This is a genomic window from Rathayibacter sp. AY1F2, from assembly GCF_002930885.1.
Taxonomy (GTDB): domain Bacteria; phylum Actinomycetota; class Actinomycetes; order Actinomycetales; family Microbacteriaceae; genus Rathayibacter.
Map to the genome: position 1 here is coordinate 43,656 of NZ_PSVG01000014.1, position 21,868 is coordinate 65,523.

Here is a 21,868-nt window from a genome sequence, read left to right on the forward strand (position 1 = left end):
TCCACTCCTTCGTCGCTGCGGGCGGCAGTTCGTCCACGATAGCGGCCCTCTGGAAACGGAGTGCGTCGCGATGTGCCATCGTTTCGCAACACGTCCAGCCGAACCCTCGCCAGGAGGCCTCCATGGTTGTCCGCTCCACCCGCACCCCGCGCTCCGCCCCGACGCGAGTGGTGATCGCCGCTGCGGCGGTCTCCCTCGCCCTTCTGGTGGCGGGCTGCTCCTCGGGCCGCGTCGACACCGCCGACGGCAGCAGCGCGACGCTCACCATCAACAAGGCGTTCGACCTCAAGACCGCCGACCCGGGCCGCATGTACGAGCCGACCGGCCAGATGGTCGACAAGGCGCTCTACGAGACCCTCCTCACCTTCGAGGGCGGCGACGTCTCGCAGGTCGTCGACGGCCTCGCGAGCCTCGAGCAGTCCGACGACGCGAAGACCTTCACCCTCACCCTGAACGGCGAGCACACCTTCTCGGACGGCACCGCGATGACCGCCGACGACGTGGTGTTCTCGCTGCAGCGCGTGATCGGCCTCAAGGGCAACCCCTCGTTCCTCCTCGACGGCGTCACCGTCACGAAGAAGGACGACACGACGGTGGTGCTGACCACCGAGAACCCCACGCCCGCCCTGCCGGCGATCCTGGCGAACCCGGCGCTCGGCATCCTGAACTCGAAGGTCGTGAAGGAGAACGGCGGCACCACCGACGAGACCGACACCGCCGAGACGTTCCTCAACACCACCTCCGCCGGCTCCGGCCCGTACGTGCTCGACACGCTCGACCTCGCCTCGCAGGTCGTGCTGACCGCGAACGAGAACTACGACGGCGACGCCCCGGGCTACGGCCGCGTGGTCATCCAGAACGTCGAGGGTGCGACCCAGAAGATCAACGTCGAGGGCGGCAGCGCCGATGTGGCGCTGGACCTCTCGGGCACTCAGGCGGAGGCGCTCGGCGACTCGGTCGCGGTGACCAGCGACCCGTCGGCGAACGTGATCTTCCTGCTGCTCAACCAGAACCCGAGCGTCTCGGCGATCACGTCGAACCCCGACTTCGTGAAGGCTGTGAAGGAGGCCGTCGACTACGACGACCTCGTCTCGATCGCAGGCAACGGCACCGCCCAGGCGTCCGGCGTCATCCCGAGCATGCTGCTCGGCGCCCTGCCCGAGAGCGGCGCGCTCACCCAGGACCTCGACGCCGCGAAGGCTGACCTCGCGAAGAGCGGCTACGCCGGCGAGTCCGTGACGCTCAACTTCCCGAGCGACATCAGCCTGAACGGCATCGACTTCCCGACCATCGCGCAGCGCATCCAGTCGCAGCTGAAGGACGCCGGCATCACCGTCGAGCTCGCCCCGGCCCCCGTCGCCACCGAGCTCGACGCCTACCGCAACGGCACCGAGACCATGGGCCTCTGGTACTGGGGCCCGGACTACCCGGACCCGAGCGACTACCTCGTCTTCACCCCGGGCGACGTCGTGGGTCTCCGCTCCGGCTGGACCGACGGTGCGGCCCCCGCGATCTCGGCGCTGGCCGACGCCGCGGCCACCGGCGGCAGCGACGACGAGCGCCAGTCGCGCTTCGAGGAGCTGCAGACCGCGCTGAACGCCGACGGCCCCTTCATCCCGCTGCTCCAGCCCGGCAACAACATCGCCGCGGCGAAGGACGTCTCGGGTGTCGTCTACAACGCGGTGTGGACCATCGACATCGCGGCCCTCACCGCGCAGTAGCCCGTGTCCACCACCACGACGGCCGCCCGGACCCCGCGTCAGCGCGGGGGCCGGGCGGCCCACCCGTTCCTCCGCTACGCGCTCCGCCGCGTGCTCACCTCGCTGCTGCTGGTGGTGGGCGTGACCCTCGTCACCTTCATCCTGACCAACCTCGTGCCGGGCGACCCCGTGGCGGCCGCTCTCGGCCAGCGCGCTGCGGAGGATCCGGAGATCGTCGCGCAGTTCCGCGCCCAGTACGGTCTCGACCAGCCGCTCGTCGTGCAGTATTTCACCTATCTCGGCAACCTGCTGCACGGCGACCTCGGCGTCTCCACCACCACGCACAACCCGGTGGTCGCCGACCTGGCGAAGGCGCTGCCGGCCACCCTCGAGATCGCCTTCGGCGCCATCGTGCTCAGCGTGATCGTCGGCGTGCTGTTCGGCACCGTCGCCGCCTACCGGCGCGGCAGGGCCTCCGACCACGTTCTGCGCGTCGTGTCGCTGGCCGGCCTCAGCGTGCCGACCTTCTGGCTCGCGCTGGTCCTCTACTACGTCCTCTACTTCCAGCTCCGGATCGCGCCGGGATCCGGCCGGCTGAGCAGCGACTTCACCACGCCGCCGACGGTGACGGGCCTCTACACGGTCGACGCCCTGCTCGCCGGCCAGCTCGACACCTTCCTCGACGCGGCGTCGCACCTCTTCCTCCCCGTCCTCGTCCTGACGCTCTACACGGTGGGCCTGCTGACCCGGTTCGTGCGCACCGCGGTGCTCGAGATCCTCGACCAGGACTACGTGCGGGCCGCCCGCGCGAAGGGGCTGCCGAACCGCGCGGTCACCTTCTCCTACGTGCTGCGCGGGGCGAGCATCCCGATCCTCACCGTCGTGGGCCTCGCCTTCGGCAGCCTGCTCAGCGGCACCGTGCTCGTCGAGGCGGTCTTCGGCTGGCCCGGGATCGGCTCCTACGCCTACCAGGCCGCGTCGCACCTCGACCTGCGCGGCATCATGGGCGTCGGCCTGCTCATCGGCGTGATGTACCTGCTCGTGAACCTGATCGTCGACCTGCTGTACGGCGTGCTCGACCCGAGAGTGAGGCTGGCCTCGTGACGGATCCGCGAACCACCCGGTCCGACCCGCGCGACGGCGCTCCTGCCGGTCCGCGCGACGGCGTCGGTGCCGGAGTGCTCGACCCGGTCGCCGCCCCCGGCCTCCGCCTGCGCCGCCCCCGCCTGCGCCTGGGCCGCTGGTCGGCGCCGCTCGGACTCCTCGGCGCCGCCGTCGGCGTGCTCTGGATCCTCATCGCCGTGCTCGCCCCCGTCATCGCCCCGCACGATCCGCTCGCGCAGGACCTGCCCCTCCTCCAGGCACCCGGCGAGGGCACGCTGATGGGGACCGACGCGCTCGGCCGGGACGTGTTCTCGCGCGTGATCTGGGGTGCCCGGGTCACGATCCCGCTCGCCCTGCTGCTCGTCGTGATGTCGGTGCTGATCGGCGCGATCGTCGGATCCGTCGCCGGATTCCTCGGCCGTGCGGTCGACGAGGTCGCGATGCGCATCACCGACCTCGTGATGGCGTTCCCCACGGTCATCCTGGCGATGGTGATCGCGGCCGCGCTCGGAGCGTCGCTCCTGAACGCGGTGCTCGCGGCGCTGATCGTGTCGTGGCCGTCCTACGCCCGGCTGACCCGCGGTCTCGTGCTCGGCCTCCGCTCGTCGAACTACGTCGTGTCCGGACAGCTGCTCGGCTTCTCGCCGCTGCGCTCCCTCGTCCGCGACATCGCGCCCAACATCGTCGGCCCGGTGCTCGTCCTGGCGAGCCTCGACATCGGCACGGCCATCCTCCTGCTGTCGGGCCTGTCGTTCCTCGGGCTCGGCGCGAAGCCGCCGACCGCCGAGTGGGGCTCGATGGTGTCGGACGCCATCCAGAACTTCGACGCGTGGTGGATCGGCGTCTTCCCGGGCCTGGCCATCCTCACCGTCGTCATCGCGTTCAACTTCGTCGGCGACGCCCTGCGCGACGCCCTGGACCCGCGGTCGCAGACGATCCGCGGAGGAGGCGCCACGCTGTGAGCGACGCACTGACCATCAGCGGGCTGCGCATCCGCACCCGCAGCCACGCCATCGTGGACGGCATCGATCTGGCGTTGCGCCGCGGCGGAATCCACGGTCTCGCCGGCGAGTCGGGCTCGGGCAAGACCATGACCGCCCTGGCGGTGCTCGGACTGCTGCCCGGAGCGATGACGGCCAGCGGGAGCATCCGCCTCGCCGACGACACCGGCGACGGCACGACGGAGCTCGTCGGCGCGTCCCGGCAGGTGCTCGGCACGGTGCGCGGACGCCGGGTCGCCATGGTCTTCCAGGACCCGTCGACGAGCCTGCACCCGCAGCTCACCGTGGGCCGCCAGCTCACCGACCACCTGCGCCACCACCTCGGTCTCGGCAAGGAGGCCGCGCGGTCCAGGGCCGAGGCCCTGCTCGAGCGGGTGCGGGTCCCGGACGCCCGGGCCTCCCTCGGGCGCTACCCCCACCAGTTCTCCGGGGGTCAGCGGCAGCGCATCGCGATCGCGGTGGCGCTCGCGTGCGAGCCCTCGGTGCTGCTGGCCGACGAGCCGACGACCGCGCTCGACGTGACCGTGCAGGCCGGAGTGCTGCAGCTGCTGCGGGAGCTGGTCGACGACGGCGGGCTGAGCATCCTGCTCGTCACCCACGATCTCGGCGTGATGAGCGCCGTGGCCGACGAGGTGACGGTGATGCGCCAGGGGCTCGTCGTGGAGTCGGCTCCGCGGGAGAGTCTGTTCACCGCGCCCGAGGACGAGTACACGCGGGCGCTGCTCGCGGCTCTGCCCGGCTCGAGCTTCGAGGAGAGCCCGGAGGAGCTGGTCGCCGAGCTCGTCGAGGGGCACGAGAGGGCCGCCGCCGCGGACGATCCGGGCGCGGCCACGGCAGGCGACGTCGAGAGGGGTGCGCGATGAGCGCGGGAGCGGTTCTCGAGGCCGATGGCATCGTGGTCGAGTACGGGCGGCGACCGCCGCTGCGTGCCGTCGACGGGGTCGGCTTCCGGGTGGCGGCGGGCGAGGTCGTGGCGCTGGTCGGCGAGAGCGGCTGCGGCAAGTCGAGCCTCGCGCGCGCGGTGGTCGGCATCGAGAAGCGCCGCGGCGGCGATGTTCGCCTGAACGGCGTCGACGTGCCCGCGCTCGGACTCCGTCGGCGCAGTCCGGCGATGACCGGCGTGCAGATGGTCTTCCAGGACCCGAACTCCTCGCTGAACCCCCGTCGCCGCATCGGCGAGCAGATCGGCGACGGCGTCCGGGCGGCTCTCGCCCGGGGCGCCGAGGGCTCGGACCCGGCCGACTGGCTGCGCCGCGTCGGGCTGGATCCGGCGATGGCGAGCCGGTTCCCGCACGAGTTCTCCGGCGGGCAGAAGCAGCGCATCGCCATCGCGCGGGCACTGGCGGCGAGGCCGCGGATGCTCGTGGCCGACGAGCCGATCTCGGCCCTCGACGCCTCGACCCAGACGAGCGTCGCCGCGCTGATGCGCTCGCTCAGCGTCGAGGCCGGCGCGGGCATGCTGTTCATCTCGCACGACCTCTCGGTGGTCCGGCGCATCGCCGACCGGGTGCTCGTGATGTACCGCGGCCGGGTCGTGGAGTCGGGGGAGACCGAGACGGTGTGGCAGAGCCCGCTGCATCCGTACACCCGGGCGCTGCTCGCGGCAATCCCGCTGCCGGACGGCCTGGGGCGGCTGCCGCTGGCTCCGCTCGACTCCGACCGGGCGGCCTGGCTCGAGGAGCTGCCCGACGCGCTGGAGCGGGCGGGCGCGTGAGCGCTGTGGAGGAGGCCCGGGCAGAGGAGTCCGCACTCTGGAGCATGCCGAGGGCCGTGAACCGCAGCCCGCTCCCCGGGGACGGCGCGTTCATGACCGCCGGCTGGGCCGATCCGGAGCCGGTGATCGACCCCGACGAGCCGGTGCTCGCCTACACCGCGGAGCGCCGGTCGCGACTGGCGCAGGCGCTGCCCGCCGAGCTGCTGATCATCCCCGCCGGCCTGCCGCGGGTGCGCTCGAACGACAGCGACCACCGCTTCCGCCCGGGCACCGACCACGTGTGGCTGACGGGCAACGGAGTCGCCGAGAGCGTGCTCGTCGTCGACACGACGGGAGGGGAGGCCGGCTCGATCCTGTACCTGCGTGCTCCCTCCGGCCGCGACGGAGACGAGTTCTGGCAGAACGACGCGCTCGGCGACCTCTGGGTCGGGCCGCGGCCGTCGCTCGCCGAGACGCAGGCGGCGCTGGGCATCGAGACCCGGCCGCTGGCCGACTTCACCCGCGACGTGGAGCGGGCCGCGCGGCGGGCCCGGCGCATCCGGGTCCTGCCCACCCTCGACGAGAGCGTCGACGAGCTGGTGCGGAGCATCTGCGGGCCGGAGCTCGGACCGCACCTCGTGCTCAAGGCGACGCTCGACGAGCTGCGCCTGATCAAGAACGACTGGGAGATCGGACGGCTGCAGCTCGCCGTCGACGGCACGGCGCGGGGCTTCGACGACTGCCTCGAGGCGTGGCCGGTCGCCCGCGCGATGCCCCGCGGCGAGCGCTACCTCGAGGGCACCTTCGCCCGCCGCGCCCTGGTCGAGGGACAGGGGCCGGCCTGCGGATCGGTCGTCGCCTCGGGAGCGCACGCCACGACCCTGCACTACACGCGGAACACCGGGCCCCTCGCCGAGGGCGATCTCGTCCTGATGGACATGGGGGTCGAGCTGCACTCGCTCTACGCCGCCGACATCACCCGGACCTTCCCGGTCAGCGGGGAGTTCACCCCGCTGCAGCGGGACGTGTACTCGATCGTGCTGCGCGCGCAGCAGGCCGGCATCGACTCCCTGCGCGCGGGAGTGCGCTTCCAGGACTACCAGGACGCGTGCGGGCGAGCCCTCACCGAGGGGCTGATCGACCTCGGCCTGATCCGCTGCTCCGTCGACGAGGCCATGGCCCCGTCGGCGTCGTACCACCGCCGGTGGAGCATCTCCCGCGCCGGGCACATGCTCGGGATGGACGTGCACGACTGCAACCACGCTCCGCACGAGACGTACCTCGGCGGAGTGCTCGCGGCCGGCCACACGCTCACCGTGGAACCGGGCCTCTACTTCCAGCCGGGCGACCTGACGGTCCCCGCCGAGCTGCGGGGGCTGGGCATCCGGATCGAGGACGACCTCGTGGTCACGGAGACGTCGTCGATCCTGCTCTCGGCGGCGATGCCGCGCACGCCCGACGCGGTGGAGGAGTGGATGGCGAGGTTGGCGGGCTGAGAGATCGGGCCCTCGACGCGATCGGCCGACGCGGCCTACGGGAGCTGCGGGGGCGCGATCAGTTCGAGGAATCCGCCGAGGGCACCTTCGAGGTAGATGATGCGCGTGCCGGCTCGGGCGCCAGCGGTCATCCGGTGAGGTGTCCCGACCGGTCTCCAACCGTGTCCAGCGCAGAGCTCGAGGACACGATCGAGGTCCGAGACCGTGAGCGCGATGTGCACCGTGCCGACCTGTGCGGGCGAGCCGGCGGACTCGAGCTGTCGGGGCGGGTCGTACTGCAGCAGCTCCACACGGTGGGGGCCGAGGGTCACCGTCGCTGCGCGGATCACGGCTCCACGGACGCCGGTGGTCGCCGCCGTGACCTCCACGTCGAGCGTGAAGGTGCGCTCGAGCACGAACCCGAGACCGGAGCACCACAGCACCAGCGCGTCGTCGAGGTCGGCCACGGTGAGACCGGAGTGAGCGACGTCGGAGACGAGCGGTGATGCCATGACATCAGTATCGAGCTCCGACACTCCTGCCTGCGGATGTGCGGCGATCCTCACCCTCCCTGGGTGAGGCCGGTGATGAGGTTGATGGCGACGGCGACGACGAAGGTGCCGAAGAAGTAGGACAGCAGGGCGTGGGCCAGGGCTACGCGGCGTGAGGGGGTGGAGGACTGGGTGATGCTGCTCGCGCTGTAGGCCATCCCGATCGAGAACGCGGTGTAGGCGAAGTCGCTGTAGGACGGGTCCTCGTCCTGGTCGACGTCGAAGCGGTGGCGGTCGTCGAGGTAGTACATGAGCGCGTACTTGAAGGCGTAGACGGTGTTGACGAGCGCCCAGGCCGCGACGACCCCGACGACCGCGAGGATCGCGGCCGCGGATCCGACGGGGTCCTTCTGCTGGCTGCGGAGGAGTGCGACGACCACGAGGACGAGGCTGAAGAAGGTGGCGGCGATGATGAGCGAGTCGACCAGCTTCCGGGACCGGTCCTCGTGGCGGGCGAGGTCGCGGGTGCGTTCCGGGCCGGCCGGCCACGCCGTCGACCAGGCCCAGACGAGGAACACCGCCGCGGCGATCGCCCAGCGGAGCAGAGGCGACAGATCGGGGACCGCAGTGGACCCTGAGCGCTCGGGCCGGAGATCCTTCAGACGGGCACGATCGGCCCCAGCACATTGAGCGCGACGACGGCCACCAGCTGGACGACGCCCGCGGTGACCAGTCGACCACCGAGGTGCGACGTGTCAGCGGGCCGCTCGGTCACCGAGCCGATCCGTACTGCTCCCGACGTCGTCCGGCACGTGAGTCAGGATGTCGCCCACCTGGCAGCCGAGGACCTTGCAGATGGCGTCGAGTGCTGAGGAACTCACACCATCCTCCTGCGAAGAGGGGGCGGTGTCAGCCGGAGAGGGCAGTGCCCGAGAGCGGGTGGGTCAGTCGTCGTCGCTGTCGGGCGCGGGTGCCTGATCGGTGCTGGTGCTCGAGGTGGAGTCGGACCAGACTGCTTGTGCGCCGGAGTCGCCGATGCGGATGACGTCGATGGTCGCTCCGACGGAGATGGCGATCGCTGCGACGGCGAGCACGATTCCGACGAGGGGGCGGCGGGTGGTGGCGGCTCGGTCCTCGGTTCGTCGCGTGCGGCGGAACCAGAGCCACTGGACCAGGGCGACGAGGAACAGGCCGGCAGCCCAGGGGAGCAGGTGGTCGCCGAGCTCGGTGTGCTTCTCGAGGATCGCGGACGGCTCCGTCTGTCGTTCGAGCGCTTCACCGGCCTGCGTGGTGAGCGGGACGGCGATCAGCGCGGCGAGGGCGATGATCGGGGTGAGGATCCCGAACTTGCGGCGGGCGGCCGGCCAGAGGCTGCCGAGGATGAGCATCAGTGCGGCGAGGGGGAGCAGAACCACGACGGCGTGCACGAGGAGCGGGTGGAGGGGGAGGCCGTTGATCTGCCAGTCGTTCATCGGGGGCGCCTTCGGTCGAGAGGGGGGCTGTCCTCGTGACGCTAACGCGCCCCGCCCTGCGCGCTCTGCCGTTGGACGTATTCGTGTGAGCCCTCGAACGATCACTCGCCCGTCCTCCGAGCCGACTCCCCGCTTCACCGCCGATATGCGAGGAGCCGACCGAGCGGAGTCAGGACGTGTGCCGGCTCGCCGGTGCGATCAGGCGGCGGAGCCGGTCGGTCACGAGAAGGGCACCGGCGGCGTCGATGGTGAGGACGTCGACGTCGAAGCGGTCGGTGACGGTGTCGAGCGTCCCGACGCCGCCGGCGAGGATCGCGGTCGCGAGGACGTCGGCGGTGACGATGTCCTCGGCGATCACGGACACCTGCACGAAGGGGACGTCACCGGGCTCGGCAGGTCGGCGCCAGACGTGCTCTCCGCGTTCGGCGGTCCCGGAGGTGGCGATCGCGCGGCGACCGTCGCCGAGGGGGACGATGCAGAGCAGCGCCTGCCGGTCGCCGGGATCCACGATCCCGATCGTCCAGCTGTCGGCGGGCGAGGTGAGGACGTCTCCCCCGACATCGAGGAGCCATTCGCCGTCGCCGAGCAGCCGGGCCGCGTGCGCCATGGTGGTCGCTTTGACGGTTCCGGCGAGGTCGATGACCCCGTCGGGCCGGTGCGGGGTGAAGGCGCCGTCCGTCGCCGTTCGCCAGTGCAGCGATTCGGTGTAGGCGGTCCGCATCTGCTCGGACGCGGCCGTCAGCGCGAGCTCGCCGCGGGCGATCCGGGACGCCTCCGACTCCGGCCGGTACAGGCTGAAGCGGGCGTCGGCGTCGGCGAAGACGGCTTCGACGTCGCCGACCGGGGTGTCGTCGGCGGCGCGCAGGCTGACGACGGTGCCCATCGTCGTGAACGTGTGCACGGTCAGAGTCCGGCCTGGTCGATCGCCGATTGCAGGGAGGTGAGGTACCCGTCGCGGGTGTAGGTCGCTCCGCTGACCGCCTGCACGTTCGCGGACTGGGCGGCGAGGACTTCTTGACGCATGATCGGCGCGGCCCGGTGCGAGATCGACACGGACCGGCCGTCCTTGTCCGTGAGGTGCACGGCCGTGACGTCGGTGATCTGCCCGCCGGCGACGGTGATCGCGACCTGCACAGCGCCGAAGCGAGTCGGAACAGATGAGCCGGTCCACGTGCCGTCGGCCGAGGCGGACGGGCTAGCAGTGGCCGTCGAGCTCGTACCGGTCGACGGGTCGGTGGGCGCGCCGGCGGAGGGCGTCGTCGAGGCGGGGGCGCCGGCCGGGGTCGGCGTGGTCACCGCGGGAGCCGCTCCTTCCGTGGCTGTGGTGTCGCTCGTCCCGGTGGCGAGCGGGGACCCGGTGGCGCCGGCGGATCCCATCTGCCAGCCGACGACGAGGACGGCGAGGGAGGCGAGGACGCTGGCGACTGCTGCTCGTGTTCTCACCAGTCGAACCTCTCCACGTGGATCTGCCGGTCGGGCAGGCCTGCCGCTCGCGCGTCGCGGACGACGAGGTCGGCCCAGGCGGTCGGACCGCAGACGAACAGGTCGGATTCGAGCAGGCCCGGCAGTGCCGAGGTGATCGTCACACCTCGGGCGACGGACTCGGCGGACATCCACGTCGCCAGCCCTGCGGGCCGCCGGCCGATCATCCCGAACAGCGCGCCGCGGCTGCTGCGGACCAGTGTCCGAGTCTCGTCCCAGAGGTAGGTCTGGGAGTCGTCGGTGGCGCGCAGCAGGACGGTGGCCTCGCCGGGTCGGAGGCCGCCGTGCTCGAGGAGCGCTCGGGCGGGGGTGATGCCGATGCCGGCGGCGATGATCGCGAGCCGCGGGGCGGTGCGGGCGACGTCGGTGAAGATCCCGTAGGGGCCCTCGATCGAGACCGCGGTCCCGGGGCGCAGTCGTGCGAGACGGTCGGTCCCGGCTCCGAGTGCGCGGACGGTGATCCGAGCGCGGGTGTCGGTCGGGACGGCGGAGAAGGAGATCGGGTGCGCATGCCACCAGGTGCCGCGGCTCCAGAACCGCCAGATCGCGTACTGCCCGCCGATCACGCCGAGGCGGGAGAGGTCGCGGCCGGAGAGGTGGATGGAGAAGACGCCGGGGGCGATCGTCTCGACGGCCTCGACCCGGATCCGGTGCCGCAGCGTCGTGAGGACCGGTATCGCGAACCGGAACCAGGCGATCGCTCCGAACGCCAGGACGTAGAGGGCGATCCAGTAGACGCGCTGCGGGGTGCTCCCGGCGAGGACCTGGCCGGCGGAGAGCTGGTGGGGGACGGCGACGAGGACGGCCGCGTAGCTGAGGAGGTGGATCGCGTGCCACGCCTCGTAGGCGAAGCGGCGGCGCACGGCGACGAGGGAGGTGACGACGACGAGAACCAGCAGGGTGCTGCCGAGCAGCGCCTGGAGCATGTCGGCGCCGGAGTACAGGGTGAGCGTCTCGTTCCACAGCGTCAGCCCGTCGGTGAGGGCGTAGCCGACGGTGAGCAGGGCACCGTGCCCGAGGATCAGGTACAGGGCGGGCTTGCCGAGGCGACGGTGCAGCGCCATCGCGGTGTCCTGGCCGAAGGTGCGGTCGATCCAGGGGATCCGGGCGGCGAGGACGAGCATGACCAGGATCAGGTCGGTGCCGACGAGGCCGGCGACGATCCCCGCGGCTGTGAGGGCTCCGGCGAGATCGGTGACCTGCGCGGGTCCGCCGGCTGCGAGGTAGAGCGCGATGGCGAGGGCGACCGAGACCCAGCCGGCGGTGACGAGCGTGTCCGCGGACCGGAGGCGCCGGCGCAGGGATCGCTCGCGGTCGGCCTGCGACCGCCGCAGCGTGGTCGGCGCCTGGGGTGCGGGTGCCCTGGTCGGTCGGATCGTGGTGCTCACGGCGGCGCCCTCCGGTCGGTGTCGCATGCGCCGACCTCGGGTTTCCGGGGGCGCGCTCCTACCGTCGCGGGGGAGTCTTGGTGTCGACTATGAGGGATGCGTGCCGATTCCCCGCCGGAGTCCGATTCGTGTTCGAGGTCTCACATGTCACCGCTCGGGCAGCACGACCGTCACCCTCACTCCGGCGGGTCGACAGTTCTCGATGGTGACCGATCCGTCCGCGGTGTCAACGAGAGCTGCGACGAGGGCGAGCCCGAGCCCGCTGCCGCCGTCGCGGCTGGTGCGCGCCTCGTCGGGTCGGGAGAAGCGCTCGAACGCGTGCGGCACGAACTCCTCCGGGATGCCGTGCCCAGTGTCCCGGACGCTCAGCTCGAGGGTGGAATCGTGCTGCTCGAGGAGGAGGGTGATGCGTCCGGCAGGAGGTGTTGCGGCGATCGCATTCGCGCCGAGATTGTCGAGGATCCGCGAGAACGCGCTCACCGAGAGCGGGTAGGGCGCGTCGGCGCGCTCGATCGCGGTATCGAGCTCGATGTCGGGGCCGGTGCCGCCGGTGATCGTCCTCAGCCGGTCGACGGAGTCCATCAGCTCGGTCTCCAGCTCGCTCGCCGTCGCGCGCGCGGTGACGGGCGGGGCGGCGTCCAGCCGGGAGAGCTCCAGGAGGTTCGTCGCCAGGCGGGACAGGCGGGCGAGGGACCCCTCGGCGGCGCGGATCTCTTCTTCGAGGGCGTCCGCGTCGCCGAAGTGCCGGTGCGCGAGTTCGAGCTGGGTGATGACGACTGCCAGCGGCGTGCGGATCTCGTGGCTGGCCGCGGACACCATCTGCCGCTCCCGATCGGCGGTGTCCCGCGTCCGGGCGATGAACGCGTTCAACGTCTCCGCCAGATCCGACAGCTCATCAGTCGCCGGGCCTACGGGAAGCTCGCCGCCGTGCCGGTCGCCGAGCGACGCGGCGGTGCGGCGCATCCGCTCGACCGGACGCAGGGCGGCGCCGGTGAGCAGCCATGCGGCGAGGGCGGACAGGATCACGAGGGCCGCGGCGCTGACGAGCAGCGTCCGGTCCAGGGCCGCGACGGTCAGGTCGCTGCCGGCGCCGCTGCGAGCCGCCCACAGCTCCCACGTGCCCGCACTCGTGTCCAGGGTCCGGGAGACGATCGTGAACCGGACGTCCTCGTCGGTCATCACCGTCGAGGTGCCGTCGCTGCCGGTGCTGCGCTCCAGAACCTCGTGGACGTCGTGCGGCATCGTGTCGACGGGGACCGCCCCGCCGGGAGCGCGCGCGAAGATCAGGATCCCCTCGGCCGGAGGGTCGGGGGTCTCGGTCGGGTCCGATCCCAGATCGGCGAGATACGGGGCGAGGTCGCCCTCGGCGAGGGTCACCTCGGACGCGACGACGATGCTGCGGAACTGCCCGTGCAGCACGAGGGTGATCACGCCGACCCCGATCAGCGCGACGAGGAGGCTGCCGAGGGTGATCCGGGAGCGGATCGACAGGGAGCGCAGCAGCCTCACTCGGCGCGCTCCAGCCGGTATCCGGCGCCGCGGACGGTCGTGATCCGGAGGCCTGTGTCGGCGAGGGCGAGCTTCTTGCGGAGGTAGCTGACGTACTGATCCACGAGGGTCGGCTCGAACGTCTCCGTAGACCCCCACACTTCGGCGAGGATCTCCGTCCGGGTCAGTACCTCATCGAGATGCACGGCGAAGAAGCGCAGCAGCGTGAGCTCCTTGACACTCAGCGCGAAGGGACGCTCTCGGACCGTCGCGCGCACGGACAGGGCATCCAGGCGCAGCGCTCCGATCTGGACCACTGGCTGCGGGCCGCTGGCTCGGCGCCGGATCTGTGCTCGGATCCGGGCGCTCAGCTCGCCGAAGTGGAACGGCTTGGTGACGTAGTCGTCGGCGCCCGAGTCCAGCCCGAAGATCCGGTCCTCGACGGCGTCCCGCGCCGTGATCAGCACGACCGGGACGGTGCTGCCCGACTCGCGCATCCGACGGCAGACCTCGAACCCGGTCATCCCCGGCAGCATGACGTCGACGACGGCGACGTCGACATCTCCCGCCGTGAAGGCGATCAGCGCATCGACACCGTTGTCGACGAGTTGCACGTCGTAGCCGTCCTCCCGCAGTCCTCGCTCGACGAGGGCGCCCATCTGCGGGTCGTCCTCGACGACGAGGATCCGGGACATCAGATCGCGCCGGACGTGCCGAGCAGCGACCCGATCAGGAACGTCGCGGCGAGGGCCAGCGCGCCGCCGACGACGATGCGGATCATCGGGCGCAGAGCCGGGCTGCCGCCGACCCGTGCGCTGATGTATCCGGTCGCGGCGAGGGCGATCAGCACCACGGCGAAGGTCACCGGAACCCTCCAGTCCGGCGGAGGGAGCAGGATCGCCAGCAGCGGCAGCACGGCTCCCAGGAGGAACGCCAGCGCCGAGGCGCCGGCGGCGGCGAGCGGGCTGGCGACCGCTTCCTCGTTCAACCCCAGTTCCGCTTCCAGATGTGCGGTCAGAGCGTCGTTCTCGGTCAGCTCGCGGGCGACCTGATGCGCTGTCTCCGGGGTCAGACCGCGCGCCTGGTACAGCCAGGCGAGTTCTTCGAGCTCCCCGTCGGGATCCTCGGCCAGCTCGACGCGCTCCTTTGTGATCAGCGCACGCTGACTGTCGCTCTGGCTACTCACCGACACGTACTCGCCCAGCGCCATCGAGATCGCACCGCCGACGACACCCGCGACACCCGCCGTCAGGATCGGTGCCGTCGCGGTCGTCGCACCGGCGACACCCACGACGAGAGCGGCGACCGAGACGATGCCGTCGTTCGCGCCCAGCACGCCCGCTCGCAACCAGTTCAGCCGACCTGAGATCGCGCTGTCGTGCGGTTCCGCGCGGGGCGAGGAGGGCGGAGGCGTGGACGGGGTCGACATGAGGGCCATGCAAGCACCCGCCCCGCGGGAGCGCTAGCCAGGAGAGCCTGCCCAATCCCGTCGGTGCTGCACCGGCTGAGAAGAGACGCAGGGGAGAGGCAGAGCCCAGCGCTGGCCGGGAGCTACGGTGCGAGCACGCCCCGGACTGAAGGAGTCACCATGCCACTCATCCGCATCGACCTGATCGAGGGCCGCTCCGACCAGCAGATCACCGCACTCGGTGACGCGCTGATGCGCACCCTCGTCGAGGTCTACGGCCTCCCGGAGCGTGACCGCTTCCAGATCGTCACCGAGCACAAGCCCGGCCGACTCACCGCCCTGGACGTCGGACTCGGCATCGAGAGGTCCGAGCAGATCGTCATCATCCAGATCTTCACCCAGACCGGCCGCAGCACCGAGGAGAAGCAGGCGTTCTTCGCCGCCCTCGCCGCCGCGCTGGACGCGATCGGCATCGACGGCGCCGACCTCGTCATCGGCTTCATCGAGAACACCGCGGCCGACTGGTCCTTCGGTTTCGGCCGAGCGCAATACATCACCGGCGAGCTCGCGGCGCCCGGGAGCGCTTGACAGTGAGGCTCGGCGGAGGAGCGCTGCCGGCGTACCTGCGGTGAGGGGGTGAGCCTCAGAGTGCGGTGAGCCGATCGAAACGCGGGAGTATTTCGGCGCTGTCGCGCGGAACGACAGTGAACCCCAGCCGCTCCAGCTCTGCCACGGCGGTCATCGGATCGTCGGACACCGCGGCGGCGAGTTGACGCTTGCGCCACCGAAGGCGACCCTCGTGAAGGGCGGCGCCCGCGCCACTGATGGTGTCGATACCGAACTCGATGATCATCATCTCCAGCACGTCTTCGAGGCACGGTCGGAACCGATGGCCGCCAGTCGGGAAGTGAACATCGCCGAATCGCGGCGGGTCACCTTTCGCTACGCGCTTCTGGTAGATCTTGCCGCGACGTCGAGCTCCTGTGGCGGCGAGGGCGTCCGTCATGTCCTGCCGCTCGGCATGCACGTTGTAGTGCGCCGAGGGGACGTCGCTGCCGCTGTCTCGGAGGTAGTCGACGGTGAAGAGCGGCCGGGCCGAGCCGCGCACGTTCACTTTGAACGTCGAGCGTTCCACAGAGACGAGGTGGCTCACCGGACTCAGGACCAGCCGATACTGGACGACGAGACGGAAGGTCTCGGTGCCCTCGATGTCCAGACGAAGCCCGAGCTCCTCGGTGGGCTCGACAGTGACGGCGACACCGCCGCCGCGCATGCGAACCACGCTGCTCTCTAGGCCGACGAGTCCGTTGGGGATGATCTTCGCGAGCATCTCCATGATTTCGAGCATGAAGTCGAAGACCTTCTCTTCGAGGTCCCCGTCGGACTGACCGCCAGGGTCAACGCTCGGCATGCTCCCGCAGGTACGTCAGGTCCTCGAGCTTGCGCAGGATCGACTGTCCCTCCTGGGACAGCTCGTACCGGTCGGCGCGCTGGCGCAGCTCATCAACCGAAGCCCCTGCGCGTGCCTCAAGTTCAGCGAGACGAGCGCTGATCTTCGAAATCGTCAGTACCTCGAGGGTGGGAACCATGCAGTCATGGTGACACGGACCCCCGTCATTCGCACTCGGACAGATTCATCGATGGCGCAGGGCTCCAGTCGAAGCGGCGATCTGCACACCTCGGTGGGTGAGGAGATGCGGACGGTGCCGGCGGGCTGACCGCTGTCAGCCGGACGGCGCTCGCTCGCCCGAAGGGCCAGCCCACACCTGAGCACACTTGGCAAAATACCCCCGGGGGTATAATTTGGTCACGAGCTCCTACTGAAAGGGGAAGTGATGCTGCTCGAACGCTTGTACGACGACGACCTCGCCCAGGCGAGCTACCTCATCGGCTGCCAGGCCACCGGAGACGCGGTGGTCGTGGACCCGCGACGGGACGTCCAGATCTACCTCGACACCGCCGCCCGCAACGGCATGCGCATCGTCGCGGTGACCGAGACCCACATCCACGCCGACTACCTCTCCGGCACGCGCGAGCTCGCCCGCGCCACCGACGCAGAGATCTTCGTCTCGGGGGAGGGCGGCGTCGACTGGCAGTACGGCTTCGACGCGACCCGGCTGCACGACGGCGACGTCATCCCCATCGGCAACCTCCGCCTGCAGGCCCGCCACACCCCGGGTCACACTCCGGAGCACCTCGTGTTCCTCGTCACCGACGGCGCCCTCACTCAAGATCCCGGCTACCTGCTCTCCGGCGACTTCGTGTTCGTCGGCGACCTCGGCCGCCCCGATCTGCTGGATGAGGCTGCGGGCGGTCAGGACACGCGGTTCCAGGGCGCTCAGGACCTCTTCGACAGCCTCAGGCGGGTCCTCCTCGCCCTTCCCGATCACGTGCAGATCCACCCCGCGCACGGCTCGGGCAGCGCCTGCGGCAAGGCGCTCGGAGCGATCGCGTCGACCACCGTCGGCTACGAGCGCCTCTACACCTGGTGGGGTCCCTACCTCGCGGCGGATGACCGGGACGGGTTCGTCCGCGAGCTGCTCGACGGGCAGCCCGACGCGCACGCCTACTTCGCCCGCATGAAGCGCGAGAACCGCGACGGCCCGGCCGTGCTCGGACCCCTGTCCGAACTGGCGGCGGTGACGTCCGAGGACGCCGCCGAGCTGCTCCGCGACGACGAGGTGATCCTGGTGGACACCCGCGCCCCGGCCGACGTGCGCGCCGGCTCGGTACCCGGTGCCCTGGCGATCCCCGCGACAGGGAAGACCGCCGCGTGGGGTGCCTGGGCGGTGGACCCGGAGCAGGAGAAGCGCCCCCTTCTTCTCCTGGTCGACGGGCCGGAGCAGGCCGATCACGTGCGCGATCACCTGATCCGCGTCGGAATCGACTCCTACGCCGGCTACCTCACCACCCTCGACGGGCTCGAGACGCGACCCTCCGCCACCATCGCCCCCGACGAGGTCGCGGACATCGAGGACGCCTTCGTGCTCGACGTGCGCGAAGCGAGCGAGTACGCCGCCGGCCACGTCCCCGGAGCGACCCGGATCGGCGCAGGACGCGTGCTGTGGGAGACCGACCGGCTCCCGAAGGACCGCATGATCATCAGCTACTGCCAGAGCGGCGCCCGCAACATCATCGCCAGCCAGGCGCTGCGCCGAGCCGGGTTCCCCGTCATCGAGATCGAGGGCAGCTACCTCGGCTACTCCCGCGCTCAGCAGACCGCCGACGCACCCATCGCCTGACGCACCCTCCTCGCGGCTGCCCGCCCATCGCGACTGACCCCATCGCGACTGACCCCATCGCGCCGGGGTCAGGCGCGCCTGACCCCGGCGCGCCTGACCCCGGCGCGCCCTACTTTCGCGCCCGAACTCGGGCGCGGCGGGCGGACACCGGCCTGAGCGCGAATCTTCTCTCGCCGGGCCCCGCTACCCGGTGTCTCGCCTGCGCCGACCACGGTCCAGCTCCTCACTTCCGACCACCGGCGACACCCACCTGCGGTGTCGCCGCGCTCTCGAAAGGGCAACAATGACGACCACTTCCTCCCCTCTCACCGTCGACTCGAGCACACTCCAGGAGTGGGTCAGCGAGCACGAGGACCTGCTCGTCATCGACGTGCGCTCCGCAGCGGAGTTCGAGTCGCTGCACATCCGAGGCTCCTTCAACGTGCCCCTGCCGCTGCTGTCCGAGCACACCGACCAGCTCGCCGAGCGCCTCGGGAGCCGCGTCGTGCTGGCCTGCCAGTCCGGGGTCCGCGCGGAGCAGGCTCGACAGCGCCTGGCCGCGACCGGCCTCACCGGAGCGCACGTCCTCGCCGACCGAGTACCCGGCTACGCCGCCGCCGGCGGCGACGTCGTCCGAGGCGCTGAACGGTGGGCGATGGACCGCCAGGTCCGCTTCGCCGCCGGCGTCCTCGTGCTCCTGGGACTCGTCGGCGGACGTGTCATCGCCTCTCCGCTACGTCTGCTGTCCGGCGGGATCGGGGCAGGTCTGACGTTCTCGGCCGCGGTGAACAGCTGCCCGATGGCCTCCGTCCTCGGACGACTGCCGTGGAACAAGGCCGCCGTCGAGCCGACAGCCACCGGCGCCATCACCAAGATCCCGGTCCGGAGCGCAGCCTGATGGGTCTTCTCGACCGCCTGTTCCGTCGCTCCTACAACACTGTCTCCGTCGCGCAGGCGAAGGAGCTCGTGCTCTTCGGCGCGACCCTGGTCGACGTCCGCACCGCACAGGAGTGGCGCACCGGCCACGCTGCAGGAGCCGAGCACGTGCCGCTGGACACGCTGCAGAGCACGAGCGCAGGTGTCCGGAAGGACCGTCCCGTGGTGCTCATGTGCCGATCCGGCGTCCGCTCCGCATCCGCGGCTCGCCTTCTCGCCGACCGCGGCTACAGCACCCACTCCCTGCGCGGCGGGATCACCGCCTGGCGCTCCGCCGGCGAACCCCTCCGCTGACCCCTCCCAGTGAGGCATCACCCCGCTCATTACTTGAAGGAGAACCGATGAACGAGATCACCGTCACCGAAGCCGACCGTCGTCGTCCGACGAGCCAGATCCTCGACGTCCGCGAGAACGACGAGGTCGCCACCGGCATGATCCCCGGCGCACTGCACGTGCCGATGGGGCAGCTGGGGCAGCGCCTCTCCGAGCTCTCGGCCACTCAGCCGATCATCGTCGTCTGCCGCAGCGGAAGACGCAGCGCCGCCGCAGCGGCCGCACTCGCCGGCGCCGGCTTCACCGCCGACACGATGGCCGGCGGGATGGACGCCTGGACCCTCGCCGGCCTCCCCATCACCTGACCTCGGATCGATGACCGTCCACACCCTCACCACGCACACCTTCGACGCCGCCACGACAGCGCACGACGTCGCCCTCATCAGCTACCGGGCGAGCTGGTGCGGACCCTGCCGAGCCTTCGCACCCGTGTTCGCGAGCCTCTCCGAGCACTACCCGGCAATCCTCTTCGCCACCGTGGACACCGAAGCCGAACCGCTTCTCGCTCGAGCAGCCGGAATCCGGTCCATCCCAACAGTCCTCCTCCTGCGCCGCGGCGAGGTGGTGCGCCGCCACTCCGGCATCCTCGCCGCCGCGGCCCTCGCCGACCTCGCGGAGAGTGCCCTCACCCACCCGACAATCCGGAAGAGCGCATGAGCCTCATCTCCCTCCCTCTCGGCCTCCTCATCGGAGCAGTCCTCGGCCTGGTCGGCGCCGGCGGCTCGATCATCGCCGTCCCCGCCCTCGTCTACGGCGTCGGACTGTCGACCGACGAGGCCGTCCCCGCGTCCCTGATCGTGGTCGGGCTTGCCGCGCTCTCCGCCGTGATCCCTCGACTGCGCCGTGCGATCGACTGGCGCACCGCCGCCCTCGTCGGCGCCGCAGGAATCCCTGCCGCGTGGGTCGGCTCCCAGATCAACAAGGTCCTCGATCCGGACGTGCTGATGCTGCTCTTCGCAGCCCTCATGGTCGCTGCCGGCATCCGCATGCTCACCGCCCCACCCACCGGACACGATCACCGGGTCCGCCTCTACGCGCTCCGCGCGATCGGAGTCGGCCTGGTCGTCGGATTCCTCACGGGCCTGCTCGGCATCGGCGGGGGATTCCTCATCACCCCCGCCCTCATCCTCCTTCTCGGCCTGTCCGCCGGCACCGCGGTCGGCACTTCGCTGGTCATCATCGTGATCAACTCAGTCGCAGGTCTCAGCGCCCGCCTCCCTGGCGCCACCCTCGACTGGCCCGCCATCCTCCTGTTCAGCGGCGCCGCGATCACAGGATCCCTCATCGCCTCCCGCTACGCTTCCCGCCTCCCGGACAGAACCGTCAAGATCGTGTTCGCCGTACTCGTCCTTGTCGTCGCCGTGTTCGTCGCGTCCGTCAGCATCGCGGGACTCCTCACCCGCTGACGCTCCGGCAATGAGACGGACAAGCGATCGAGAATCGCGTCACAGTCTCCGCGCTGATACCCCCAGGGGTACTCTGATCCGGAAGCTGACGCTCACCCGCAGCATCACAGCACTCGACGCGCCTCCCGCGCCGCGAACAGGAAGAACGAGCATGACCGACACCGCTGGCCAACTCCACGACACGGACGCCATCCGGAAGATCGCGAACCGCCTCAAGCGCGCGCAGGGGCAGCTCACCGCCGTGATCAGCGCGGTCGAGAGCGGCGGTGACTGCCGAGACGTCGTCACCCAGCTCTCCGCCGTCTCCAGCGCTCTGGATCGGGCCGGCTTCGCGATCATCTCCACCGCCATGCGTCAGTGCCTCATCACCGATGACGCGGACTCCGCCGACGACGTCGCGGCTGACGCCTCTCCGCGCAAGCTCACCGTGGAAGAGCTCGAGAAGCTCTTCCTCACCCTCGCCTGACACGCCAGACCGGGCACTTCGTGTCCGGTCATCGTGTTCATGGGGAGCGCCGCGCCGCACGTGCGGCTGGACACTTCCGCGGCCACTACTCGACGTCTGGCAAGAGGAGACGGCGTTCCAGGATGTCGGGGGCGAGGATGCTCAGGTCGGGGCGCAGCTGCTGCGCCTTCTGCTGGAAGGCCCGCGGAGCGTCGCAGGGCGCGCGGATGACGCCGGCGCCGACGCCGTCAGCCCACCCTCTAGAAGGGCCACACCGGTCGCACTTCGACGAGCCCGAAACGCGCCATTGGAGGCAATCGCGATCGCCGCGTCGAGATCATCAGCCTCGACGATGTCGAAACCGGCCACCTGCCCGGAACCGTCGATGGACGGCCCGTCGACGACGATGCGTTCCCCTCCACGCACGCGCACGGTTCTGGCGTCCTCGGCTGGTCGCAACCGGTCACCGACCGCATACGAGCCGGATGCTCGCAGCGCCTCTACCCGCTCGCCGGTGGTCCCGTCGCTCCCGGTGAACGTCGCTACGCCTAGGTCGCCGGCCAGTGACGTGGCGAAGCCGTCGTCCGTGTTCGTCGCCAGAGGCGGGCCGACGGTGCAGGCTGCGCCGTGCACCCCGTCACGACCATCAGGCATGCCGCGATCGCGACCGTGCTGCGCACTTTCGAGAACGTCCCCACCGGATCAGGCTGAGCGACGTCACCACTTTCCTGGTGGTCGCCTCTCGGCCTGAGCGACTCAGCGCCGTTCCGAAAAGGAGTGTCTGCTGCGGGTCATCAGGAAGCCCGACGGCTCCTAGGCTGACCC

General features: G+C 70.8%; 27 protein-coding genes. 14 read left to right on the forward strand and 13 right to left on the reverse strand.

Going from position 1 to position 21,868, the window contains the following annotated elements:
- Positions 1-122 precede the first annotated feature (122 nt).
- Genes C5C54_RS11595 through C5C54_RS11620 form a run of 6 tightly spaced genes read left to right on the forward strand, consistent with a single transcriptional unit; the run spans position 123 to position 6,994 of the window.
- Positions 123-1,721 carry an ABC transporter substrate-binding protein gene (locus C5C54_RS11595; protein ID WP_104223258.1) on the forward strand — a complete coding sequence of 533 codons (1,599 nt, stop codon included), beginning with the start codon at positions 123-125 and terminating at the stop codon, positions 1,719-1,721.
- Between the two features lie 3 nt (positions 1,722-1,724).
- Positions 1,725-2,804, forward strand: coding sequence for an ABC transporter permease (locus C5C54_RS11600; RefSeq protein ID WP_104288399.1), 1,080 nt, complete (start codon positions 1,725-1,727; stop codon positions 2,802-2,804).
- Positions 2,801-3,766, forward strand: a complete 966-nt coding sequence (locus C5C54_RS11605; protein WP_258063303.1) for an ABC transporter permease — start codon at positions 2,801-2,803, stop codon at positions 3,764-3,766. The genes C5C54_RS11600 and C5C54_RS11605 overlap by 4 nt, the downstream gene beginning before the upstream one ends.
- Positions 3,763-4,668: an ABC transporter ATP-binding protein gene (locus tag C5C54_RS11610; RefSeq protein ID WP_104268961.1), complete on the forward strand. Its 906-nt coding sequence runs from the start codon at positions 3,763-3,765 to the stop codon at positions 4,666-4,668. The genes C5C54_RS11605 and C5C54_RS11610 overlap by 4 nt, the downstream gene beginning before the upstream one ends.
- The gene (locus C5C54_RS11615) at positions 4,665-5,519 is read left to right on the forward strand and encodes an ATP-binding cassette domain-containing protein (RefSeq protein ID WP_104288400.1); all 855 of its coding nucleotides are present in this window, start codon (positions 4,665-4,667) and stop codon (positions 5,517-5,519) included. The genes C5C54_RS11610 and C5C54_RS11615 overlap by 4 nt, the downstream gene beginning before the upstream one ends.
- Before the next feature lie 56 nt (positions 5,520-5,575).
- On the forward strand, positions 5,576-6,994 hold the full coding sequence (locus C5C54_RS11620) for an aminopeptidase P family protein (RefSeq protein ID WP_219812194.1): 1,419 nt from the start codon (positions 5,576-5,578) through the stop codon (positions 6,992-6,994).
- A 35-nt stretch (positions 6,995-7,029) separates the two neighbouring features.
- Here the strand turns inward: C5C54_RS11620 and C5C54_RS11625 are convergent, their stop codons facing one another.
- The 10 genes from C5C54_RS11625 to C5C54_RS11670 all read right to left on the reverse strand — a co-directional run bounded on the left by C5C54_RS11625 (position 7,030) and on the right by C5C54_RS11670 (position 14,723).
- Positions 7,030-7,485: a VOC family protein gene (locus C5C54_RS11625; RefSeq protein ID WP_104223254.1), complete on the reverse strand. Its 456-nt coding sequence runs from the start codon at positions 7,483-7,485 to the stop codon at positions 7,030-7,032.
- 50 nt (positions 7,486-7,535) lie between these two features.
- Entirely contained in the window at positions 7,536-8,126 is a 591-nt protein-coding gene (locus C5C54_RS11630) for a DUF1345 domain-containing protein (protein ID WP_104288401.1), read from the reverse strand.
- Between the two features lie 93 nt (positions 8,127-8,219).
- Positions 8,220-8,345 carry a helix-turn-helix transcriptional regulator gene (locus C5C54_RS18520; protein WP_181065672.1) on the reverse strand — a complete coding sequence of 42 codons (126 nt, stop codon included), beginning with the start codon at positions 8,343-8,345 and terminating at the stop codon, positions 8,220-8,222.
- Between the two features lie 63 nt (positions 8,346-8,408).
- Positions 8,409-8,936, reverse strand: a complete 528-nt coding sequence (locus C5C54_RS11640; RefSeq protein ID WP_104226519.1) for a DUF2231 domain-containing protein — start codon at positions 8,934-8,936, stop codon at positions 8,409-8,411.
- Positions 8,937-9,105: 169 nt separating this feature from the next.
- Positions 9,106-9,837: an FAD:protein FMN transferase gene (locus C5C54_RS11645; protein WP_258059425.1), complete on the reverse strand. Its 732-nt coding sequence runs from the start codon at positions 9,835-9,837 to the stop codon at positions 9,106-9,108.
- Between the two features lie 2 nt (positions 9,838-9,839).
- Entirely contained in the window at positions 9,840-10,379 is a 540-nt protein-coding gene (locus C5C54_RS11650) for an FMN-binding protein (protein ID WP_258063304.1), read from the reverse strand.
- On the reverse strand, positions 10,376-11,806 hold the full coding sequence (locus tag C5C54_RS11655) for a ferredoxin reductase family protein (RefSeq protein ID WP_258063305.1): 1,431 nt from the start codon (positions 11,804-11,806) through the stop codon (positions 10,376-10,378). Before C5C54_RS11655 ends, C5C54_RS11650 begins: the two co-directional genes overlap by 4 nt.
- Before the next feature lie 147 nt (positions 11,807-11,953).
- Positions 11,954-13,315, reverse strand: a complete 1,362-nt coding sequence (locus C5C54_RS11660) for a cell wall metabolism sensor histidine kinase WalK (RefSeq protein ID WP_104226517.1) — start codon at positions 13,313-13,315, stop codon at positions 11,954-11,956.
- Positions 13,312-13,989: a response regulator transcription factor gene (locus tag C5C54_RS11665; protein WP_104226516.1), complete on the reverse strand. Its 678-nt coding sequence runs from the start codon at positions 13,987-13,989 to the stop codon at positions 13,312-13,314. The genes C5C54_RS11660 and C5C54_RS11665 overlap by 4 nt, the downstream gene beginning before the upstream one ends.
- Positions 13,989-14,723 (reverse strand): VIT1/CCC1 transporter family protein, encoded by a 735-nt coding sequence (locus C5C54_RS11670; RefSeq protein ID WP_258063306.1) that lies wholly within the window; start codon positions 14,721-14,723, stop codon positions 13,989-13,991. The genes C5C54_RS11665 and C5C54_RS11670 overlap by 1 nt, the downstream gene beginning before the upstream one ends.
- Positions 14,724-14,882: 159 nt before the next feature.
- Between C5C54_RS11670 and C5C54_RS11675 the strand changes: the two genes are divergently transcribed.
- On the forward strand, positions 14,883-15,290 hold the full coding sequence (locus C5C54_RS11675) for a tautomerase family protein (protein ID WP_104268952.1): 408 nt from the start codon (positions 14,883-14,885) through the stop codon (positions 15,288-15,290).
- Positions 15,291-15,345: 55 nt separating this feature from the next.
- Here the strand turns inward: C5C54_RS11675 and C5C54_RS11680 are convergent, their stop codons facing one another.
- Together C5C54_RS11680 and C5C54_RS11685 are read right to left on the reverse strand one after the other, a co-directional pair.
- The gene (locus C5C54_RS11680; RefSeq protein WP_104273010.1) at positions 15,346-16,113 is read right to left on the reverse strand and encodes a hypothetical protein; all 768 of its coding nucleotides are present in this window, start codon (positions 16,111-16,113) and stop codon (positions 15,346-15,348) included.
- Positions 16,100-16,291: a hypothetical protein gene (locus C5C54_RS11685; protein WP_104268950.1), complete on the reverse strand. Its 192-nt coding sequence runs from the start codon at positions 16,289-16,291 to the stop codon at positions 16,100-16,102. The genes C5C54_RS11680 and C5C54_RS11685 overlap by 14 nt, the downstream gene beginning before the upstream one ends.
- Positions 16,292-16,537: 246 nt before the next feature.
- Here C5C54_RS11685 and C5C54_RS11690 point away from each other — a divergent pair, with 246 nt between their 5' ends.
- The 7 genes from C5C54_RS11690 to C5C54_RS11720 all read left to right on the forward strand — a co-directional run bounded on the left by C5C54_RS11690 (position 16,538) and on the right by C5C54_RS11720 (position 21,064).
- Positions 16,538-17,944 (forward strand): rhodanese-like domain-containing protein, encoded by a 1,407-nt coding sequence (locus C5C54_RS11690; protein ID WP_104288404.1) that lies wholly within the window; start codon positions 16,538-16,540, stop codon positions 17,942-17,944.
- Between the two features lie 283 nt (positions 17,945-18,227).
- Positions 18,228-18,821 carry a rhodanese-like domain-containing protein gene (locus tag C5C54_RS11695; protein ID WP_104288405.1) on the forward strand — a complete coding sequence of 198 codons (594 nt, stop codon included), beginning with the start codon at positions 18,228-18,230 and terminating at the stop codon, positions 18,819-18,821.
- Entirely contained in the window at positions 18,821-19,153 is a 333-nt protein-coding gene (locus C5C54_RS11700; protein WP_104288406.1) for a rhodanese-like domain-containing protein, read from the forward strand. Before C5C54_RS11695 ends, C5C54_RS11700 begins: the two co-directional genes overlap by 1 nt.
- Positions 19,154-19,200: 47 nt before the next feature.
- Positions 19,201-19,497: a rhodanese-like domain-containing protein gene (locus tag C5C54_RS11705; protein WP_104273012.1), complete on the forward strand. Its 297-nt coding sequence runs from the start codon at positions 19,201-19,203 to the stop codon at positions 19,495-19,497.
- A 10-nt stretch (positions 19,498-19,507) separates the two neighbouring features.
- Positions 19,508-19,849, forward strand: a complete 342-nt coding sequence (locus tag C5C54_RS11710; protein WP_104268945.1) for a co-chaperone YbbN — start codon at positions 19,508-19,510, stop codon at positions 19,847-19,849.
- The gene (locus tag C5C54_RS11715) at positions 19,846-20,598 is read left to right on the forward strand and encodes a sulfite exporter TauE/SafE family protein (protein ID WP_104288407.1); all 753 of its coding nucleotides are present in this window, start codon (positions 19,846-19,848) and stop codon (positions 20,596-20,598) included. Before C5C54_RS11710 ends, C5C54_RS11715 begins: the two co-directional genes overlap by 4 nt.
- Positions 20,599-20,749: 151 nt before the next feature.
- A complete protein-coding gene (locus C5C54_RS11720) occupies positions 20,750-21,064 on the forward strand; it encodes a metal-sensitive transcriptional regulator (protein ID WP_104268943.1) in 315 nt (104 codons plus the stop codon).
- A 141-nt stretch (positions 21,065-21,205) separates the two neighbouring features.
- Here C5C54_RS11720 and C5C54_RS11725 read toward each other — a convergent pair whose 3' ends face one another.
- Positions 21,206-21,697 carry a YciI family protein gene (locus tag C5C54_RS11725; protein ID WP_104288408.1) on the reverse strand — a complete coding sequence of 164 codons (492 nt, stop codon included), beginning with the start codon at positions 21,695-21,697 and terminating at the stop codon, positions 21,206-21,208.
- Between the last annotated feature and the right edge of the window lie 171 nt (positions 21,698-21,868).

Excerpts from the sequence above, each read along its gene's own strand:
- C5C54_RS11690 (WP_104288404.1), top strand. The coding sequence starts at position 16,538 with ATGCTGCTCGAACGCTTGTACGACGACGACCTCGCCCAGGCGAGCTAC.
- C5C54_RS11700 (WP_104288406.1), top strand. The coding sequence starts at position 18,821 with ATGGGTCTTCTCGACCGCCTGTTCCGTCGCTCCTACAACACTGTCTCC.
- C5C54_RS11675 (WP_104268952.1), top strand. The coding sequence starts at position 14,883 with ATGCCACTCATCCGCATCGACCTGATCGAGGGCCGCTCCGACCAGCAG.
- C5C54_RS11720 (WP_104268943.1), top strand. The coding sequence starts at position 20,750 with ATGACCGACACCGCTGGCCAACTCCACGACACGGACGCCATCCGGAAG.
- C5C54_RS11715 (WP_104288407.1), top strand. The coding sequence starts at position 19,846 with ATGAGCCTCATCTCCCTCCCTCTCGGCCTCCTCATCGGAGCAGTCCTC.
- C5C54_RS11615 (WP_104288400.1), top strand. The coding sequence starts at position 4,665 with ATGAGCGCGGGAGCGGTTCTCGAGGCCGATGGCATCGTGGTCGAGTAC.
- C5C54_RS11710 (WP_104268945.1), top strand. The coding sequence starts at position 19,508 with ATGACCGTCCACACCCTCACCACGCACACCTTCGACGCCGCCACGACA.
- C5C54_RS11705 (WP_104273012.1), top strand. The coding sequence starts at position 19,201 with ATGAACGAGATCACCGTCACCGAAGCCGACCGTCGTCGTCCGACGAGC.
- C5C54_RS11640 (WP_104226519.1), bottom strand. The coding sequence starts at position 8,936 with ATGAACGACTGGCAGATCAACGGCCTCCCCCTCCACCCGCTCCTCGTG.
- C5C54_RS11670 (WP_258063306.1), bottom strand. The coding sequence starts at position 14,723 with ATGTCGACCCCGTCCACGCCTCCGCCCTCCTCGCCCCGCGCGGAACCG.
- C5C54_RS11725 (WP_104288408.1), bottom strand. The coding sequence starts at position 21,697 with ATGCCTGATGGTCGTGACGGGGTGCACGGCGCAGCCTGCACCGTCGGC.
- C5C54_RS11625 (WP_104223254.1), bottom strand. The coding sequence starts at position 7,485 with ATGGCATCACCGCTCGTCTCCGACGTCGCTCACTCCGGTCTCACCGTG.
- C5C54_RS11680 (WP_104273010.1), bottom strand. The coding sequence starts at position 16,113 with ATGCCGAGCGTTGACCCTGGCGGTCAGTCCGACGGGGACCTCGAAGAG.
- C5C54_RS11695 (WP_104288405.1), top strand. The coding sequence starts at position 18,228 with ATGACGACCACTTCCTCCCCTCTCACCGTCGACTCGAGCACACTCCAG.
- C5C54_RS11665 (WP_104226516.1), bottom strand. The coding sequence starts at position 13,989 with ATGTCCCGGATCCTCGTCGTCGAGGACGACCCGCAGATGGGCGCCCTC.
- C5C54_RS11685 (WP_104268950.1), bottom strand. The coding sequence starts at position 16,291 with ATGGTTCCCACCCTCGAGGTACTGACGATTTCGAAGATCAGCGCTCGT.
- C5C54_RS11595 (WP_104223258.1), top strand. The coding sequence starts at position 123 with ATGGTTGTCCGCTCCACCCGCACCCCGCGCTCCGCCCCGACGCGAGTG.